Consider the following 17,672-nt stretch of genomic DNA (forward strand, 5'->3'; position numbering starts at 1 on the left):
GCGTTAAATTAACATGCATGATGAGTCTGTGGATGCTTGCCATGGGGGCGGCATGAGTGGGCCGGTGACCATCGGGGTCGACGTGGCGACGGCCGGCGTGCGGGCGGTCGCCATGGCCGTGACCACCCGCGCTGTGCTGGCGTCGGCCTCGCGCAAGCTCCCCGCGCCGCAACGGGATGGTCGCGGCCACAGTGAGTCGGACGCGAACGAGTGGTGGCCCAACGTCGTGGCCGCGCTCGTCGAAGTCACCGCACAGCTCCCGCGCGGCGGCGCCGAGGTACAGGCCGTCGCCGTGGCCGCGACCTCCGGCACGATCGTCGCGGTGGACGAAGCGGAACGGCCAGTGTCGCCGGCACTGATGTACGACGATCGCAGGGGCGCGCCGTACAACGCGAAGGCCGCCGGACTGGGCGGCGACCGCTGGGCACGCCTCGGTCTCGCCCCGTCCGCCACGGCTGCCCTCGGGCGTATCGCGTGGCTGCGGGACACGGTGCCCGAAACCGCCGCGATCCGGCACACCCCAGAACTGATCGGCGCCCGGCTGACCGGTGCCACCGTGGCGACGGACTCCTCGCACGCACTGAAGAGCGGCTACGACGCGTTGGCCAGGCAGTGGCCGACCGACGTCTTCGACGCGCTCGGCGTCTCCGCCGACTTCCTGCCGGACGTGGTGGCGCCGACCTCCGTGCTCGGGGAGGTGTGCCGCACCGCGGCCGAAGCGACCGGGCTGCCCCTCGGTTGCCTCGTGGTCGCGGGGATGACCGACGGCTGCGCGGGACAGCTCGCGGCCGGAGCCTGCGAGCCCGGCCAGTTCGTCGGCATTCTCGGCACCACTTATGTCCTAAAAGGAGTCAGTGCCGATCTGGTCGCCGACCCGACGGGTGCGATGTACAGCCATCGGCACCCACAGGGCTGGTGGCTGCCCGGCGGAGCGTCCAACACCGGTGGCGAGGCGTTGGCCGATTCGACCGGCCTTGCCGCACTCGACGCCGCGGCGGCGGATCTCGGCCCCGCCAGGACACTGGCGTACCCACTGCGCAGGCAGGGCGAGCGTTTCCCGTTCGTCGCGGCATCGGCGCGTGGATTCGAGCTCGGGGAACCCGAGTCCGCCGCGGAGGCGCACCGGGCACGGCTGGAGGGCGTCGCGTTCGTGGAACGGCTGGCACTGGACCACGTGCGCAGACTCGGTCTGGAGGTCACGGCGCCGCTGTTCACCGCGGGCGGCGGCAGTCGCAGTCCACTGTGGAATCAGATCAGGGCTAGCGTGTCCGGGTTGAGCCTGCGGGTGAGCGAGAGCGCGGAGACCGGCTACGGAGCAGCGTTGCTGGCGGCCGCCGCGCTACTGCCCGGCGGATTGAGCGAGGCCTGCCGAGACCTCCCCGGAGCGACGAGCCTCGTCGACCCCGACCCCGCAGAGCGCGCTGCGCTGGAGGATTCCTACCGCCGCTTCTGTATGGAACTGCACGGCCGGGGCTGGATCGACGACGAACTGCTGACCACAGCGGTGCGGTAACGCCGTCAGGGCCACCCCGCGTCCCGGATGCGGGGTGGCCCTGACGGCGGTTCAGCGTGCGATCAGACCGGGGCGCTCGCCGCCGCAGGGGATCCTGTCCCCTGAGCCTGGGCGATACGCGCCTTTTTCTTCTCGTGTGGGTCGCTGTCGTCCTTCAGCCTGGTCGACAGCAGCGCGACGAGCACGTACAGCGCGCCGAACGTGATCGCGACACCGCCGCCGCCGAACAGCGGGTAGAACAGCGTCACCATGAACGGCCCGACGAACGCGGCGCCGCCCGCACCGAAGTTGAGCACCGCCAGCGCGGCACCCTTGTCCTTTGTGGGCACCATCGACGGCATCAGCGCCGAAAGCGGCACGAACCCGGCGAGCAGCACACCGTAGAGCACGCCGAATCCTGCTGCGGCGGCGAAGGTGCCCGCCGTCATCGCGCCGAAGTACCAGAGCGGTGCCGCGACGGCACAGCCAAGGCAACCGAACCAGGTCACCGTCCTGCGCCAGCCGAAGTAGTCACCGAAGACGCCGAAGAACAGGTTGGCCGCGATGTTCGCCCCGTACGCGATGGCACTGAGCGAGGAGACCTCGGCGGCACTCAGGAAGCCGCCGTCGGTGGCCTCCACGCCGAAGGTGAACGGGAACATCGCGAAGAAACCGTACTGCGGCGCGGTGTTCACGATCCTGACCAGTCCGCCAGCGAGCACCCTGCGGTCCCGCCAGAGGATGTCCACACCCTCGAACAGCCGCTTGAGGCTGGTGGGGTTCTCCACGGTCTCGTCGGCGATCGGCTTGCTGCCGCTGGGTTCTTTGACGAAGAAGCAGCCGATCACCGAGCCGATCGCGACCAGGACCAGCGAGAGCACCAACGTTCCGTACAGGCTCATCCCGAACGGCCCGATGGCGAGTGCGGCCACCGCCGCGCCCAGGGTGGGCAGGCCGCCGGTGAAGGCGAACCAGAACCAGCCCGCGACCGAGCCGCGCATCCGCTCCGGACTGGCGATCTGCGCCCAGACGAGGAATGCGAAGGCGAACAGCGGATAGGCGAAACCGCGGATGGCGTAGGTGGTGATGATGAACGCCGAACTCTGCGTCGGTATCGCGATGAAGAGGAAGATGACCTCGAAGACGATCCACCAGGCCGCGCCGAGCCACATCACCCTGCGCGGTCCCCAGATCGCGGACAACGTCCCGGAGAACCACGCGGCGACCATCACGGCGACGCCGTAGGCCGTCACCGTGGCGAAGGAGGCCTGGGCACCCGGCAGGCCACCACCGTCCGGTTGCTGCAGGTAGTCCGAAAGGTACGTGATCTCGACGCCGTCACCGATCATGAAGATCAGGACCGCGACGAAACCCCACACCAGCGGCCGGGGAATGCCGATTCGCTCGATACCGGTGAGTGGCCGGTCGTCCGGCTCCGGCGTTGCGGGACCCTGCGGGGCGCCCATGCCGGAACCGCGGTCGGTGGGCGGGGACTGGGACATGCTGACCTCCAGAACGAACAGCATCAGACGGCGACCGCGACGTACGACACGGGCCGGCGCCTGGCACTGGAGGCACGTCGCTGTGCTGGCAGGGATGTTTCCTGACCATCAGGCCATATCATGCAAGATGTTAAACTAACACGCAAGATGTTAGCTTGACCTCGTTCCAGATCGTGCGACTGCCGTCCTCCCAGGCTGGGGATGTTCCCAATGCCACATTGGGGACATCCCCGGGTGCGACAAAGGCCGCCCGCGGGCTGCCACAGCGCGGGGTGGCGCTGGACGGCTCGCGGGCGGCCTTGTGCCTGGCCTTGAGTTCCTACTTGGCGGGTACCGGCTTGTTTGCCTTGTCGGACTTGTCCGACTTCGCCGCAGGCTCGGCAGCACCGCCCGATGCGGGGGGCGTACCCGGCCGCTTCGCCGCGTCCTCGGCGGCTCCCGCTTCCAGCGCGCCCAGCTGGCGCATGGCCTCCTGCATCGCGGTCTGGGTCGAGGTGAGCCGCTCGGTGACATCGCGCCGGAGTGCGATCGCCTGTGTCCGCTGCTTCTCGGCGTCGGCGAGCTGGTTCTCCGCGTCGGTGATCATCGCGGTGGCCCGCTTCTTGGCGTCCGCCTCCCGCTCCGTCGCCGCCTTCTCCACCTCGGCGGTCTTGGCGGCCAGTGTCTCCTCGGTCTTCTTCTCCGCGGCCGCGCGACGCTCCGCAGCCTCCTCGTCCAGCTTGTCCCGACGCTGCTCGGCGAGTTGCGCGAGCCGGTCGACCTCGGCGCGCCCGTTCGCCATGAGCTCCTCGTGCTCGGCGGTCAGCTTCTTGCGGCGAGCCTCGAACTCGGCCTCGAGCTCCGCACGCCGGTTCTCCAGCTCCACCTTCTTCTCGGCGGCGAGCTTGTCCGAGGCATCGCGGGTGCGCTCCGCATAGGAGTCGGCTGCCGCCCGGGTCTGCTCGGCCTCCTTCTCGGCCTTCGCGCGCAGTTCGGCGATTTCCTCCTCGGCGAGGTTCATCATCGCCCGGACGCGCTCGGTCATCGCGGTGGCGCCGGAAGGGTTGGCGGCGAGCCTGCCGAGGGCCGCCTTCGACTCCGCAAGGTCTTGCTGGGCTTGTCTCAGTGACTTGGACAACTCGGCGACCGAGGCGACCGCTTCATCGCGGTTCTGCGCGGTGCTCTTGAGGTCGAGGTTCAGTTTCTTGAGCCGCTCGTCGACCTGCTGCTGGTCGTAACCGCGAAACGCGGTGGCGAAGGGGGAGGTCGCGGGGGCCGCTTCAGGCTTGTCGGCTGCTGGCATCCGCAAACCTTAGTGAGTGCACGTGTCGGATCGGATACCGCCATTCGGCTGCATTACGGTTCGGGCAAGTACGGTGGGCCGCCACGGCCGGACGCAGAGCAGGGACGGGCTTGGACTTCCACGCGATCCTCGACGACTTCGCCGAACATTGGCAGGTCTACGCGGCCATCCCGTTCGTCGCGGCGCTGATCGGGTACGTCACCAAACGCGTGGCCATCGAGATGATGTTCAAGCCGCTGGAGTTCGTCGGCATCCGCCCCTTCCTCGGCTGGCAGGGGGTCATTCCGGCGAACGCACGGCGGATGGCGACCACCGCGGTCGACCTGTTGACCAAGCACCTGGTGGACCCGCAGGAGATCTTCGGCAGGCTCGATCCGGACGAACTCGTCCGCGAACTGGAGCAGCCGCTGCTGCGGGCCGTTGAGGACATCACCCGGGAGGTGATGGAGCAGCATCAGCCCCGGCTGTGGGAGATGCTGCCCGCACAGGCACAGCGGATGCTGATCAACCGGGTACGCGCGCAGGCGCCGCAGGTGGTCACCCGGCTGATGCGCGAGCTGGCGGGCAACATCGACGAGGTACTCGACGTCAACGACATGCTCATCACCAACATGGTCCGCGACAAGGAGCTGACCTGCCGGCTGATCAAGGAGGTGGCCCAGCCGGAACTCAGGTTCATCGCACGCTCGGGCATCTGGTTCGGCTTCGCCATCGGGCTGGTCCAACTGGTCGCGTGGGCCCTGACCAAGGAACCGCTGATCATGCCGGTTTTCGGGTTCATCACGGGCTTCGTCACCGACTGGCTCGCCCTGAAGATGATCTTCTACCCGCGAGAGCCGAAGGGTTTCCTGTTCTTCCGCTGGCAGGGCCTGTTCCAGAAGCGGCGCAAGCAGGTGGCGCTCGACTACGGCGGGCTCATCGCCGACGAGGTCCTCACGGTGCCGGGCGTGATGGAGGCCGTGCTGACCGGGCCGAAATCGGACAAGCTCTTCGCGCTGATCACACGCGAGGTGCAGCGCACGATCGACACGCAGGCCAGCATCGCCAAGCCGCTCGTCGCCTTCGCTGTCGGCGGCAGGGAGTTCCAGGAGCTGAAGCGGCACGCGGCGGCCAAGGCCATCGAGTATCTGCCGCAGACCGTGGAACACGTCGAGGACTACGCCACCAACGCCCTGGACGTGCGCAACACGATCGTGGACAAGATGCAGCAGCTAACCCCGCTGGAGTTCGAGGGCATCCTGCGACCTGCGTTCAAACAGGACGAATGGAAGCTGATCGCCGTCGGCGCCGTGATCGGCGGCCTCGTCGGCGAACTGCAGGTCCTGCTCTTCCTCGGCTGAGCCGCCGGATGTGACCTCCTGCGGACCGGGGGTACTGGTTGGCGACCTGCCAGCTAACGTTCGCTGCGGGGAAGTCGCGAGCGGTGGGAGGAAGACCCGGTGGACGTCGACGCCATCGTGGCGGACGTGAGTGCGCACTGGCAGGTCTACGCCAGCATGCCGTTCATCGCCGCGCTGATCGGGTACGTCACCAAACGCGTGGCTATCGAGATGATGTTCAAGCCACTTGAGTTCGTCGGCATCCGCCCCTTCCTCGGCTGGCAGGGGGTACTGCCCGCGAACGCGGAGCGGATGGCCGCCACGGCCACCGGCATGCTGACCGACAACCTGGTCGACCCGAAGGAGATCTTCGCCAGACTCGACCCCGACCAGGTGGCCAAGGAGATCGAGCAGCCGCTGCTGCGGGTGGTCGAGGACGTCACCCGCGAGGTGATGGAGCAGTACCAGCCGCGGCTGTGGGAGATGCTGCCGGTCGGCGCGCAGCAACTACTGCTCAGGCGGGTGCAGGCGGAAGCGCCGAAAGCCATCGCCAAGATCATGCGCGAGATCTCGAACAACATCGAGGACGTGCTGGATCTCAAGCACATGGTGGTGACCAACCTGGTCAGGGACAAGGCCCTGCTCAACCGCCTGATCCGGGACATCTCCCGGCCAGAGATGACGTTCATCGCCCGCTCCGGGATCGTGTTCGGCTTCTACCTCGGCATCGTGCAGCTCGCGGTGTGGACGTTGACCAGGTCGCCGCTGGTGCTGCCCGCGTTCGGCATGCTGATCGGCTGGTTCACCGACTGGCTCGCGCTCAAGATGATCTTCCTGCCGCGTGAGCCGCGGAAGTTCTTCGGCTTCTACACCTGGCAGGGGGTCTTCCAGAAGCGGCGGCATCAGGTGGCCGCCGACTACGGCGAGATGATCGCCGCCGAGATCATCACGGTGCCCAACATCCTCGAGGCCGTGCTGACCGGGCCGAAGTCCGACCGGCTGTTCCAGATGATCACGCGCGAGGTGCAGCGGACGATCGATTCCCAGGCCAGCGTCGTCAAACCGATGGTCGCGGTCGCGGTGGGCACCCGGAAGTTCCAGGAAATGAAGCAGGCCGCGGCGAAGAAGGCTGCCGAACGTGTTCCGCACACCGTGCGCCACGCCGAGGACTACGCGATCCGAGCGCTGGACGTCCGCAACACGATCGTGGATCGCATGCGGCAGCTGAGCCCACTGGAGTTCGAGGGCCTGCTGCGCCCCGCGTTCCGGCAGGACGAGTGGAAGCTCATCGCGGTCGGCGCCGTCATCGGCGGGCTCGTTGGCGAGCTGCAGGTCCTCCTACTGCTGCACTGACCAGCCAGCTTGCGAAACCGAGCTGACGTGCGACGGCGAATGGAAAGTCCCGCGTACGGCGCAGCCCACGAGCGGGGAGGCGGGGCGCATGACCTGCGGTGGTGACGTTCACGACCTCAGGTCCGAGCCTCGGGGAGTCGGTCGTGTCGCGGGTGTTCGGACAAGCACTGACCGGCCACCGATACTGTGCGCGTCAGGTAATCCGGCTACCAGCGCGGGAGGTGTGCGTGGACGCCGTTCTCGACGACCTCGCGCAGCACTGGCAGCTGTACGCCGCGATCCCGTTCATCGCCGCGCTGATCGGGTACGTGACCAAGCGCGTCGCGATCGAGATGATGTTCCGGCCGCTGGAGTTCGTCGGTATCCGTCCCTTTCTCGGCTGGCAGGGTGTCGTGCCCCGGCACGGCGGCCGGATGGCGGCGGTGGCGACCGACCTGCTGACCTCGAACCTGCTCGACGTCAAGGAGATCTTCGACCGGCTCGACCCCGACCGGTTCACCAAGGAGATCGAGCAGCCGCTGCTGCGCGCCATCGACGACATCGTCCGGGACGTGCTGGCCGAACACCACCCGCGGGTGTGGGAAGTGCTGCCCTCGATGGCGCAGGATCTGCTGGTCAAGCAGCTGCAGGCGTCCTCGCCCCGGCTGGTCCGGCAGCTGATCACCGAGCTACGGGACAACCTGGACGAGGTGCTCGACGTCAAGCACATGACGGTGCAGTACCTCACCAGGGACAAGGCGCTGCTGGTCCGGTTGATCCGGGAGACCTCCCGGCCGGAGATGGCGTTCATCGCCCGGACCGGAATCTACTTCGGATTCGCGCTCGGCGTCGTCCAGTCGATCGTGTGGGCACTGACCAAGGAACCACTGGTGATGCCGATATTCGGCGCGGCCATCGGGCTGTTCACCGACTGGCTGGCGATCAAACTGATCTTCGTGCCGCGCCAGCCGGTCTGGCTTTTCGGGCGCTACCGGGTACAGGGCAAGTTCCAGCGCAGGCAGGCCGAGGTCGCGCGGCAGTACGGCGAGCTGATCGCGAACGAGGTGCTCACTACCGCGAACCTGACCGAGTCGATCCTGCACGGGCCGCGTTCGGACCGGCTGCTCGCGATGATTCAGCGGACCGTGGCGGCCGCCGTCGACCAGCAGGTCGCCATGGCAAGGCCGGTGGTCTCACTGGCCGTCGGCGGGCAGCGGCTGCAGGAGATCAAGCAGGCGGCCGCGACGCGAGCAGCGCAGCGGATGCCCGAGACGGTCCGGCACGCCCAGACGTACCTGACCGAGTCGGTGCTCGGACCGAATGTCGCGAGCATGATCGAACAGCGCATTCTCAAGTTGACGCCGATCGAGTACGAGGGCCTGCTGCGGCCGGCGTTCCGGCAGGACGAGTGGAAGCTGATCGCCGTCGGCGCCTTCATCGGCGGCATCGTCGGCGAACTCCAGGTCCTGCTCATGCTGCACTGAGCACTCCACCCGACCGGGTCGGATCGTCGGGGGCCGAGCGGCGGCCCCGGTCGCGGAGGTAGGCGACGAGGCGGCAGAGCAGGTAGATCGTGAACGAGATCGCGGTGACGAAGAAGCTGACCGGCGCACCGGGCGCGAGGGAGAGCACGATCCCGCCGAGCGCGGCGACCTCGGCGAACACCACGGCCAGCACCGTCGCCCGCCACGGACTCGCGGTGATCCGCGCGGCAGCGGCGGCCGGGGTGACCATGAGCGCCACCACCAGCAGCGCACCGACGATCTGCACGCCGAGCGCGGTGGCGATGCCCACCAGCACGGCGAACACCGGCGCGAGCACCCGCACCGGCACTCCCCTGGCCACGGCGACCGCGGGGTCGACGCTCGCGAACAGCAGCGGGCGGTAGATCAGCGCGAGCACGACGAGCACGAACACCGCGGCGATCACGAGCGCGGTCAGATCGGTCGGTTCGATCGCGACGATCTGGCCGACGAGGATGCCGAGCTTGTTCGAGGTCCGGCCAGGGTTGAGGAAGAGCAGGAGCACACCGAGGCCCAGCCCGAAGGACAGGATCACACCGATCACCGAGTCCCGGTCGGACTCCCTGCCACCGAGCAACCCGAGCAACAACGCGGCCACGACCGCGCCGCCGAGGGCACCGTAGGCCACGCTGCCGCCGACCAGCATCGCCGCGGCCGCACCGGTGAAGGCCAGTTCGGCCGTGCCGTGCACGGCGAAGGACATCCGCCGCATCACGATCAGCGGCCCGAGCACGCCTGCCACCAGTCCGAGGACGCCCGCGGCGAGCAGGGCATTGTGCACGAGATCGAGGTTGAGCAGCCGCGCCGTCAACTCGAAGTCGAAGAATTTCTCCATCAGTACTGCGACACCCGCTCGTCCAAGTGATGGTGCGCGTCGTCCTCACACAACCCGCTCTGTGCCCCCGCGATGTGAATCTGCCCGCCCACCCGGATGACCTCGACCCGCGTCCGGTACAGCTGCGAAAGCGTCTCGGAGTTCATCACCTCGTCCGGTGTGCCGATCCGGAACTCACCGTTCACCAGGTACAAGACCCGATCCACAAGGGACAGGATGGGGTTGATCTCGTGGGTCACGAACAGCACCGCGGTGTTCGCCTCGCGCCTGCGGGCGTCGATCAGTTCGCTGACCGCGCGCTGATGCGCGAGGTCCAGCGACAGCAACGGCTCGTCACACAGCAGGATCTCCGGATCACCGACAAGGGCCTGCGCGACCCGAAGCCGCTGCTGCTCGCCACCGGAGAGCCTGCCGACTGCCCTGTCCGCATAGGACTGTGCGCCGACGGAAGCCACGGCTTCGGCGACCCGCTTGCGCCGCTCGACCATCCGGCGCAGCCCGGTGCCCCAGCGATGACCGTCGAGACCGAGCCCCACCAGGTCGGTGCCGCGCAGCGTGAGGCCCTCGTCCATCGCGCGCTGCTGCGGGATGTAACCGACCCTGGGGTTACCCCTGCCCGGCGCTCTGCCCACCAGCTCCACCGAGCCGGCTGTCAACCGCTGCAGACCCAGCAGCACCCGCAGCAGGCTGGTCTTGCCCGAACCGTTGGGGCCGAGTACGGCGAGAAACTCACCGGGCTCGACGCGCAGGTCCAGTCCGGACCAGAGGGTGCGCGACCCGAAGCTCAGCCCGGCACCGTTGATCTCGACGGCGGGGCCGGTCATGAAACCTTCAGGGCTCCCGTCAGTTCGTCAAGCTGCTTGCTCATCCAGGCAATGTAGCCGGTTTCCCCCTCGGGCAACGTCTCGGTCAGCGAAACCACCGGGATTCCGGCCTCGCCGGCCTTGGCGACGACCTGCTCGGTCACCGGGGTGACGGTCTGCACGTTGTTCAGCACGACCTGCACCTCCTTGCCGGCCAACAGCTCGTTGACCTGGTTCTGCGCGGCCACCGGGACGTCCGTCTCCTCCTCGATCGCGCGGGAGAACTCGGCCGGCGTCACGTCGTCGAGCTTCGCGGCCTCGATGAGATAGTGCGCGACAGGCTCGGTGGCAAGCACGTGCGCGTCGTTCCGTTCCGTGGCGATCTTGGCGACGCGACCCGTCAGCTGGCCGAGCTCGGCCTTGAAAGCGGCCGCGTTGTCGGTGAACGTCTGCGCTGCTTCGGGGCGCAGCTCACCGAGCTGGGTCGCGAGCTGGTCGGCGACCTTGCCGACGGTCTCCAGGTCGTACCAGACGTGCTCGTTCACCTCGCCGTGCGCGTGTCCCTCGTGACCCTCGTCGGCGTGGCCCTCGTCGGCGTGGCCCTCGTCGGCGTGGCCGTCCTTCGCGTGGCTCTCGTCGGCGTGGCTCTCGTCGGTATGGCTTTCCTCGGCATGGCCCTCGCCGGCGTGCTCATCGCCTTCGGCCTTGCCGGAGATGTCGAAAGCGACCAGCTTGCGCGCCTCCGGGGCCTGCTCGGCCAGCCCGGTGAAGAAGGCGTCGTAGCCGCCCCCGTTGTAGAGGACCAGCTGGGCTTCCTGCACGTCAGCGGCATCCTCCGCGCTCGCCTGATACGAGTGCGGGTCACCCGAGGGGTCGTCGATGATCGACTTCACCGACACCTGGTCACCACCGACAGCGCTGACGACGCCGCCCCAGACGTTGGTCGAGGCGACCACCGGGATGGTGTCGCCGTTCTCGGTCGCGGAACCGCCACCATCCCCGCAGGCGGCCAGGCCGAAAGCGATTGCGGTGACCGCTGCGGTCATTGTGAGCAGGCGTCCGGTACGACGGCGCGGAATCATCGGGAGTACTCCTGGGCGGGTTCGGCGGCGCAGTTTCGGGCACAACGTGTAGCTAATGGAAACCGTTGTCGAATTCACTTTACCCCATCGGGTGGCCCCTACCTCGTCGACTGCGACACACCGTGGCCCACTCCTCGGACGAGCCGCGGATGTGATCAAGGACGACGCGCGTGGGGTAGCGCTTCTGCAATACGTTCTGAACCGTTACGGTTTGTTCATGGGCCGTCCCATCAGAACCAGGCGTCAGGCGACGCTGGCTTCGCTTGCCGCTGAGCTGGGCGTTTCGCGTACGACGGTCTCCAACGCCTACAACCGGCCGGACCAGCTGTCGCCGGAGTTGCGCAGACGCGTACTGGAGACCGCCCGCCGCCTCGGCTATGCGGGCCCTGACCCGGTCGCCCGCTCACTGCGTACCCGCACGGCGGGCGCGGTCGGGCTGTTGCTGACCGAGAACCTGTCCTATGCGTTCCGGGACCCCGCCGCGGTCGGTGTTCTGGAAGGCCTGGCACTGGCCTGCGAGGACGCCGGCGTCGGGCTGCATCTCGTGCCCGCCAGCCCTGGCAGGGAGGACGTCGCCGCCGTGCACCGGGCCGGTGTCGACGGTTTCGTGGTCTATTCGGTCCCCGACGACGACCCGCATCTGGCCGCGGTGCTCGCACGGCCGGTCCCGACGGTCGTGATCGACCAGCCCGCGATCGAGGGCGTGGACCGTGTCGGCCCGGACGATGCCGCGGCGATCACCGAACTGGCCGGTCACCTGGTGGACCTCGGTCATCACCAGGTCGGGGTGCTCTGCATGCGCCTTTCCCGGGACCGCAACGACGACTTCGCCTCGGTCGAGCGGCAGCGCAGCGCCCATTTCCACGTGCAGCGGACCCGACTCTCCGCGCTGGCCAAGAAGTTCGAAGCGGCCGGGGTGGCCTGGAGCACCGTGCCCGTCGTGGAGCGGTTCGAGCACACCGTGGACGAGGGAGCCTCGGGTGCCCGCCAGCTACTCGACGCGTACCCCCAGGTCACCGCCCTCATCTGCACCTCGGACATCCTGGCGCTCGGCGCGTTGGCCGAGGCGGGACGGCGCGGACTCCGGGTCCCCGGCGATCTCACGGTCACCGGCTTCGACGGTATCGCCGAAGCCACCCGCGCCGGGCTCACCACGGTGCACCAGCCGGTGCTGGAGAAGGGCAAGGCCGCGGGCAAACTGCTGCTGGCCACGAACGAACACATGACGCCGAGGGTGGTCACCCTGCCAACGGAACTGCGCGTCGGCGCGACGTCCGGACCACCACGAACGGCTGAGGAACTGTGGTTCGGCCCGTGAGGGTGATGCACGATGCGAGCGACGGGGGCCGGACGGAGCGTGCGAAGACCGGCTCGCGGCGTCGCATGCAGGTGAGACACGAATGACAGGCGACCAGCGACTGTGCATCACCCGAACATGAGCACGACACCGTGATTTTGGTCTAACTTCGTTGCCCACCCAGTAGGCGAACATGTCCACTTGTCGGACAATCCACGTTCCCGGAGGTGTGACCTTGACCGCGATCGATGAACTGCTTCGCCGCAACAGTGAACTGGGCGATGAGCTTCGTGGCGACCGGTCCACCCCCGAGCCCTCGCTCCACGTCGCGATCCTCACGTGCATGGACGCCAGGATCCGGGTCTTCGAGATCTTCGGGCTGCTGCAGGGCGAGGCGCACGTGCTGCGCAACGCGGGTGGCATCGTGACCGACGACATGGTCCGCTCGCTCGCACTGAGCCAGCGCAAGCTCGGCACCCGTGAGGTGCTGATCGTGCAGCACACCACCTGCGGGTTGAACCTCGTGACCGAGGACGGCTTCAAGGACGAGCTCGAGGCGGACACCGGGCTGCGGCCCACCTGGGCGGTCGAGGCGTTCCGCGATGTCAACGACAGCGTCCGCCAGTCGGTGGAGCGAGTGAAGCGCAGCCCGTTCGTGCCGTACACCGACAAGGTGCGCGGCTTCGTCTACGACGTGCACACCGGCAAGCTCACCGAGGCCGAGTGACCGCACTTTCCCGGGAAAGTGCCGTTCCCCGGGTAGCACTTTCCCGGGAAAGTGCGGCCGCTGGGTAAGCTCGCGGCGATGTCCATCGACCCCGGCACGCTGATCGAGTGGTTCGACGAGCGCGGCCGTGACCTCCCGTGGCGCAGGCCCGACTGCACCGCATGGGGCGTGCTGGTCAGCGAGATCATGTTGCAGCAGACGCCGGTCGTCCGCGTCCAGCCGCTCTGGACCGAGTGGCTGACCCGCTGGCCGCGGCCGTCCGCACTGGCGGCCGCACCGCAGGGCGAGGTGCTGCGCGCCTGGGGCAAACTCGGCTACCCGCGCCGGGCGCTCCGCCTGCACGCCGCGGCCGACGCGATCGCGCGCGAGCACGACGACGTCGTTCCCAACGACGTCGACACGCTGCTGGCACTACCCGGCATCGGCGCCTACACCGCACGTGCGGTTGTCGCCTTCGCCTACGGCAAGCGCGCGCCGGTCGTGGACACCAACGTGCGGCGGGTCGTCGCACGTGCGGTACACGGCGCGGGTGACGCCGGACCGCCGTCCAACACCAGGGACATGGCGGACATCGAAGCCTTCCTGCCGGAGCAGGACGCCGAAGCGGCGAAGTTCTCGGCAGCCGTCATGGAACTCGGCGCCCTCGTCTGCACCGCGCGCTCTCCGCAGTGCGCCGACTGCCCGATATTCGCCGACTGCGCATGGCAGCGTGCCGGCAGGCCTGCCTACGCCGGTCCGGCGAAGCCGGTGCAGAAGTTCGCCGGCACGGACAGACAGATTCGCGGCAGGCTGCTGGACGTACTGCGCGGGACAGCGGAACCGGTCGCCAAGAGCCGACTCGACGTGGTGTGGTCGGAGGCGGGCCGCCGGGATCGCTGTCTCGACTCGCTGCTGGCCGACGGGCTCGTCGAGCAGATCGAGGACGGCAGGTTCGCGCTACCGGGCGAGCACTGAACCCGATGGAGTAACGCTCTACTCCAGGTACCAGTGGCGGTCTTAAACAATGACCGATCGGAGTTCGTGAACCATTGTCGAACGGGGCTTCGGCGGTTAGCGTCTGCGGTGCAATCCCTGCTGATGAACACCTGCGCATAGCCGAATACGGCTGATCTGGGCGAGCGCCCGCGAGTGACTCGCCCCTGTCGAGGGAGATCAACATGGCTGAAAAGCCAGGGTTCGACCGCCGCACCCTGATTCGAACGGGACTGACGGCCACCGCCGTCGGCACCATGGCCGGCCTGTCCGCATCCCCGGTTTCCGCCGAGACACGGGCACCGGTACAGCAACCGCGGATCTACAGCACGAGCGAGTGGCAGGCACGCCCGCCGCGCGCGCCGATCACCGTCCAGAACCACGTGCCCCGTTACATCGTCGTGCACCACACCGTGGAGCCGGGCAACACCGACGACTACTCGCTCGCGCGGGCGTTCGCCATCTCCCGCTCCATCCAGAACTTCCACATGGACACCCGTGGCTGGATCGACACCGGCCAGCAGTTCACCAACAGCCGCGGTGGCTACATCACCGAGGGCAGGCACCGGAGTCTGGAGATCCTGCGCGACGGCACCCGGCACGTTCTCGGAACCAACGTCGCGAACAACAACAGTCAGATCATCGGCATCGAGAACGAGGGCCTCTACACCCAGGAGGACGTGCCACAGCGACTGTGGGACTCGATGGTCCGGCTCGTCGCCTACATGGCGTACCAGTACGGCGTGCCCACGATCAACATCAAGGGACACCGCGACTTCAACTCCACCGAGTGTCCCGGCGGCATCCTGTACGGCAGGCTGCCAGAGCTGCGCAGGGAGGTCGCGCGGGTGCTCGGGGTGCAGGCCCGCGACGCCGTCGAGTGGCCGCTGCTCAAGCCGGGCGACGCGGGCCAGCGGGTCATGGTCGCCCAGCACCTGTTGCGCGAACACGGCGAACGGAACGTGCCGACCGACGGTGTTTTCGGCGCGAGCACCCGGGACGCCGTAGCCAGGGTCGCCGCCAGGCAGGGCGTCACCCCGCATCAGTGTTACGGCAGCGCGAACGCCGACGAGCGCGGCTTTCTCGGCGCCGACATCTGGCCGCTGATCACCCCGGCCGCGGCACCCGGCACGAAGAGCCATGCCGCTCGGGCCGCAGGAGTGCTGACCGACCTGCGTGGCACCAGGCCCGCCACGCTCACCCCGCAGGCGTGGAAGGAACTGCTCGCGGGCTGAGTGCTTCGGTCAGCGCCCGAGCACGCCGGACAGGAAAGCCTCGACCGCGCCCCGGTACTGCCGGGGCGCGTCGTCGTGCACGACGTGCCCCGCGCCCTGAACGACGAGGTGCTTTCCACCGCCGGCCACCCGCGCGGCGAGTTCGGCCTGTTGCCCGACCGGCATCGCGCTGTGCTCCGCCTCGATCACCAGCACGGGGCAGGTGACCGCCTCGACCATGGACCAGTAGTCACGTCTGCCCCATTCCTCGGCGATCTGGTACAGATCCTCCATATCGGCCATCAGGTGGTAGCCGTCCGCGTGCTCGGTCACGCACTCGGCGAAGTAGTTTCCGGTGCTGCCGAAGAACTCCCTCACGTGTGCGATGGACCGGAACGGCACGGGCCACGAGTCGAAGTGGCCTCGCCAGGTCTCCACGGTCTTGCCGCGCTGATCCGGGGCCATGTCCTCCACGACGACCGCGCGGACCAGCTCCGGATAGGCGGCGGCCGTCGCCCACGCGTGCAGCCCGCCCATGGAGTGCCCGATCAGCACCGCGGGGCCCTCGCCCAGTTCCCCGACGAGTTCCGCGACGTCACCGGCGAACTCCTCGGTACGCCAGTTCCCTCTGCGGCCGAGCCTGCCGTGTCCCCGTGCGTCCAGCCCGACGACGTGCCCGTACGAGGTCAGCCACCGGGCGACCGACCACCACGTGGTCGCGCGTCCCATCAGGCCGTGCAACAGCACGATCGGCTGCCCCTGCCCACCGAAGTCCACGACGTCCTCACGCGCCACCTTCACCTACCCCCATCTAAGCTCCGGCCATGCGCAGCCGCACCGGCGGAGCTCTCCTGCTCTGCGGCCTCACCGTCGCCATTATCGGCTGCACCCCCGACAAAGCCCGGCAGCCGGGTTCCCCGCCGACGCCGGGTGCCGCGGGAGCGGGGGACACGTACTACCCGAACGACGGCAACGGCGGTTACGACGCCGTGGACTACCACGTCTCGGTGAGTTTCGACCCGGGCGAAGGCATCCTCGACGGCGACACCACGGTCACCGCGACCGCGACCCAGCACCTGAGCCGGTTCAATCTCGACCTGCGGGGGCTGGAGGTCACCTCCGTCGAGGTGGACGGCACCCGGGCCGAGTTCGTCCGCGAGGGCGAGGCCGAACTCGTCATCACCCCCGCTACCCCGGTGCGGGAAGGCACGACCTTCCGCACCAGGGTCCGCTACGGCGGAAAGCCGCAGGAGGCGAACGGCTACCAGCTCGGTGCGAACGGCTGGCAACAGAGCGCGAGCGGTGGAGCCTTCGTCCTCGGTGAGCCGCACTCGGCCGCGTTCTGGTACCCCGTCAACGAGACCCCGCGGGACAAGGCCACGTTCCGGCTCGACGCCAGGGTGCCGGACGGCTGGTCGGCGATCTCCATCGGCACGGAGGAGGGCACCACCAGCGCGGACGGATGGACCACCTGGTCCTGGTCCGAGCAGACCCCGGTCGCCAGCTACCTCACCACCCTCGCCGTGGACAAGTTCGACATCGAAAGGACGAAGCTGGCCGACGGGACGCCGGTGCTCACCGCCTACGCGCCGGGTACGGAATCGAAACGTGCCGACGGCGACCGTGTCGGCGAGGTCATCGAGTTCCTCGGCGAGCACTTCGGCGAGTACCCGCTGGACACCGCGGGCGGGATCTACCTGGCGGAGGAGATCGGCTTCTCCCTGGAAACCCAGGGCAGGCCGACCTACGCGGAGTGGGCGGATCTGGAGACCGTGGTGCACGAGATCGCCCACCAGTGGTACGGAAACTCGGTCTCGATCGACTCCTGGGCCGACATCTGTCTCAACGAGTGCCTCGCCAGCTACTCGCAGTGGCTGTGGGCCGAGGGAAAGCAGGACATGGACCTCGACGAGCGCTACCACGACGCGATCCAGCGGGTGCGCGGCGACGAGCGTTTCTGGTCGGCGAAGTTGTACGACATGGGTGCGGGCAACGAGTTCGGCGGCGTCTACGACAAGGGGATCCTCGCCGTCCACGCACTGCGCAGGCAGATCGGCGAGGAGGCCTTCGCCAGGGTGCTGCCCGAGTGGTCGGCGGCCCACCGGGACGGCAACGCCAGCTGGCCGGAGTTCGAGCGCTTCGTCACCGACATCGCGGGACAGGACCTCGGCGAGTTCTTCGACACCTGGTTCCGTGGCACTGCCATGCCTGCCGACGAGTTCCTGTTCCCTGGCTCGCTGCGGCGGTAGTCACCACATTCGGCGGGCAGGTCCCGTGCCTGCGCGGCGCACT

Annotated in this window: 15 protein-coding genes; 9 read left to right on the plus strand and 6 right to left on the minus strand. The window is 68.3% G+C overall.

Going from position 1 to position 17,672, the window contains the following annotated elements; genetic code table 11:
• Positions 1-52: 52 nt before the first annotated feature.
• Positions 53-1,513: an FGGY-family carbohydrate kinase gene (locus BM199_RS09135; RefSeq protein ID WP_091671971.1), complete on the plus strand. Its 1,461-nt coding sequence runs from the start codon at positions 53-55 to the stop codon at positions 1,511-1,513.
• Positions 1,514-1,575: 62 nt separating this feature from the next.
• Here BM199_RS09135 and BM199_RS09140 read toward each other — a convergent pair whose 3' ends face one another.
• Together BM199_RS09140 and BM199_RS09145 are read right to left on the minus strand one after the other, a co-directional pair.
• Positions 1,576-3,018 (minus strand): MFS transporter, encoded by a 1,443-nt coding sequence (locus BM199_RS09140; protein ID WP_245788237.1) that lies wholly within the window; start codon positions 3,016-3,018, stop codon positions 1,576-1,578.
• A gap of 295 nt (positions 3,019-3,313) precedes the next feature.
• Positions 3,314-4,276, minus strand: coding sequence for a coiled-coil domain-containing protein (locus BM199_RS09145; RefSeq protein WP_177242540.1), 963 nt, complete (start codon positions 4,274-4,276; stop codon positions 3,314-3,316).
• Between the two features lie 110 nt (positions 4,277-4,386).
• On the opposite strand from BM199_RS09145, the gene BM199_RS09150 reads away from it, so the two are divergent.
• From BM199_RS09150 to BM199_RS09160, 3 genes are all read left to right on the plus strand, one after another.
• The gene (locus BM199_RS09150; RefSeq protein ID WP_091671973.1) at positions 4,387-5,616 is read left to right on the plus strand and encodes a DUF445 domain-containing protein; all 1,230 of its coding nucleotides are present in this window, start codon (positions 4,387-4,389) and stop codon (positions 5,614-5,616) included.
• A 156-nt stretch (positions 5,617-5,772) separates the two neighbouring features.
• Positions 5,773-6,948: a DUF445 family protein gene (locus BM199_RS09155; RefSeq protein WP_177242546.1), complete on the plus strand. Its 1,176-nt coding sequence runs from the start codon at positions 5,773-5,775 to the stop codon at positions 6,946-6,948.
• Between the two features lie 227 nt (positions 6,949-7,175).
• The gene (locus BM199_RS09160; protein WP_091672140.1) at positions 7,176-8,411 is read left to right on the plus strand and encodes a DUF445 domain-containing protein; all 1,236 of its coding nucleotides are present in this window, start codon (positions 7,176-7,178) and stop codon (positions 8,409-8,411) included.
• Here BM199_RS09160 and BM199_RS09165 read toward each other — a convergent pair.
• From BM199_RS09165 to BM199_RS09175, 3 genes are read right to left on the minus strand one after another with little or no spacing between them, the layout of a single operon-like run.
• The gene (locus BM199_RS09165; protein WP_091671976.1) at positions 8,398-9,285 is read right to left on the minus strand and encodes a metal ABC transporter permease; all 888 of its coding nucleotides are present in this window, start codon (positions 9,283-9,285) and stop codon (positions 8,398-8,400) included. The two genes, BM199_RS09160 and BM199_RS09165, sit on opposite strands and share 14 nt — an antisense overlap.
• The gene (locus BM199_RS09170) at positions 9,285-10,109 is read right to left on the minus strand and encodes a metal ABC transporter ATP-binding protein (RefSeq protein WP_091671978.1); all 825 of its coding nucleotides are present in this window, start codon (positions 10,107-10,109) and stop codon (positions 9,285-9,287) included. Before BM199_RS09170 ends, BM199_RS09165 begins: the two co-directional genes overlap by 1 nt.
• Positions 10,106-11,170: a metal ABC transporter solute-binding protein, Zn/Mn family gene (locus BM199_RS09175; RefSeq protein ID WP_091671979.1), complete on the minus strand. Its 1,065-nt coding sequence runs from the start codon at positions 11,168-11,170 to the stop codon at positions 10,106-10,108. Before BM199_RS09175 ends, BM199_RS09170 begins: the two co-directional genes overlap by 4 nt.
• A gap of 217 nt (positions 11,171-11,387) precedes the next feature.
• Between BM199_RS09175 and BM199_RS09180 the strand changes: the two genes are divergently transcribed.
• The 4 genes from BM199_RS09180 to BM199_RS09195 all read left to right on the plus strand — a co-directional run bounded on the left by BM199_RS09180 (position 11,388) and on the right by BM199_RS09195 (position 15,401).
• Positions 11,388-12,488: a LacI family DNA-binding transcriptional regulator gene (locus BM199_RS09180; RefSeq protein ID WP_091672142.1), complete on the plus strand. Its 1,101-nt coding sequence runs from the start codon at positions 11,388-11,390 to the stop codon at positions 12,486-12,488.
• 214 nt (positions 12,489-12,702) lie between these two features.
• On the plus strand, positions 12,703-13,194 hold the full coding sequence (locus tag BM199_RS09185) for a beta-class carbonic anhydrase (protein ID WP_091672144.1): 492 nt from the start codon (positions 12,703-12,705) through the stop codon (positions 13,192-13,194).
• 78 nt (positions 13,195-13,272) lie between these two features.
• The gene (locus BM199_RS09190) at positions 13,273-14,148 is read left to right on the plus strand and encodes an HhH-GPD family protein (protein ID WP_091672145.1); all 876 of its coding nucleotides are present in this window, start codon (positions 13,273-13,275) and stop codon (positions 14,146-14,148) included.
• 203 nt (positions 14,149-14,351) lie between these two features.
• Positions 14,352-15,401, plus strand: a complete 1,050-nt coding sequence (locus BM199_RS09195) for a peptidoglycan recognition protein family protein (RefSeq protein ID WP_091671981.1) — start codon at positions 14,352-14,354, stop codon at positions 15,399-15,401.
• A 9-nt stretch (positions 15,402-15,410) separates the two neighbouring features.
• Here BM199_RS09195 and BM199_RS09200 read toward each other — a convergent pair whose 3' ends face one another.
• Positions 15,411-16,181, minus strand: a complete 771-nt coding sequence (locus BM199_RS09200; protein WP_091671982.1) for an alpha/beta fold hydrolase — start codon at positions 16,179-16,181, stop codon at positions 15,411-15,413.
• 23 nt (positions 16,182-16,204) lie between these two features.
• Here BM199_RS09200 and BM199_RS09205 point away from each other — a divergent pair, with 23 nt between their 5' ends.
• Complete coding sequence (locus BM199_RS09205) at positions 16,205-17,629, plus strand: M1 family metallopeptidase (RefSeq protein WP_091671984.1); 1,425 nt, start codon at positions 16,205-16,207, stop codon at positions 17,627-17,629.
• The last annotated feature ends 43 nt before the right edge of the window (positions 17,630-17,672 follow it).

This window comes from Amycolatopsis marina, from assembly GCF_900111885.1.
GTDB lineage: Bacteria > Actinomycetota > Actinomycetes > Mycobacteriales > Pseudonocardiaceae > Amycolatopsis > Amycolatopsis marina.

What these genes read in the sequence shown, in the direction of transcription:
- BM199_RS09135 (WP_091671971.1), top strand. Translation starts at nt 53, where the DNA reads ATGAGTGGGCCGGTGACCATCGGGGTCGACGTGGCGACGGCCGGCGTG.
- BM199_RS09140 (WP_245788237.1), bottom strand. Translation starts at nt 3,018, where the DNA reads ATGCTGTTCGTTCTGGAGGTCAGCATGTCCCAGTCCCCGCCCACCGAC.
- BM199_RS09145 (WP_177242540.1), bottom strand. Translation starts at nt 4,276, where the DNA reads ATGCCAGCAGCCGACAAGCCTGAAGCGGCCCCCGCGACCTCCCCCTTC.
- BM199_RS09155 (WP_177242546.1), top strand. Translation starts at nt 5,773, where the DNA reads ATGCCGTTCATCGCCGCGCTGATCGGGTACGTCACCAAACGCGTGGCT.
- BM199_RS09165 (WP_091671976.1), bottom strand. Translation starts at nt 9,285, where the DNA reads ATGGAGAAATTCTTCGACTTCGAGTTGACGGCGCGGCTGCTCAACCTC.
- BM199_RS09170 (WP_091671978.1), bottom strand. Translation starts at nt 10,109, where the DNA reads ATGACCGGCCCCGCCGTCGAGATCAACGGTGCCGGGCTGAGCTTCGGG.
- BM199_RS09175 (WP_091671979.1), bottom strand. Translation starts at nt 11,170, where the DNA reads ATGATTCCGCGCCGTCGTACCGGACGCCTGCTCACAATGACCGCAGCG.
- BM199_RS09180 (WP_091672142.1), top strand. Translation starts at nt 11,388, where the DNA reads ATGGGCCGTCCCATCAGAACCAGGCGTCAGGCGACGCTGGCTTCGCTT.
- BM199_RS09190 (WP_091672145.1), top strand. Translation starts at nt 13,273, where the DNA reads ATGTCCATCGACCCCGGCACGCTGATCGAGTGGTTCGACGAGCGCGGC.
- BM199_RS09195 (WP_091671981.1), top strand. Translation starts at nt 14,352, where the DNA reads ATGGCTGAAAAGCCAGGGTTCGACCGCCGCACCCTGATTCGAACGGGA.
- BM199_RS09205 (WP_091671984.1), top strand. Translation starts at nt 16,205, where the DNA reads ATGCGCAGCCGCACCGGCGGAGCTCTCCTGCTCTGCGGCCTCACCGTC.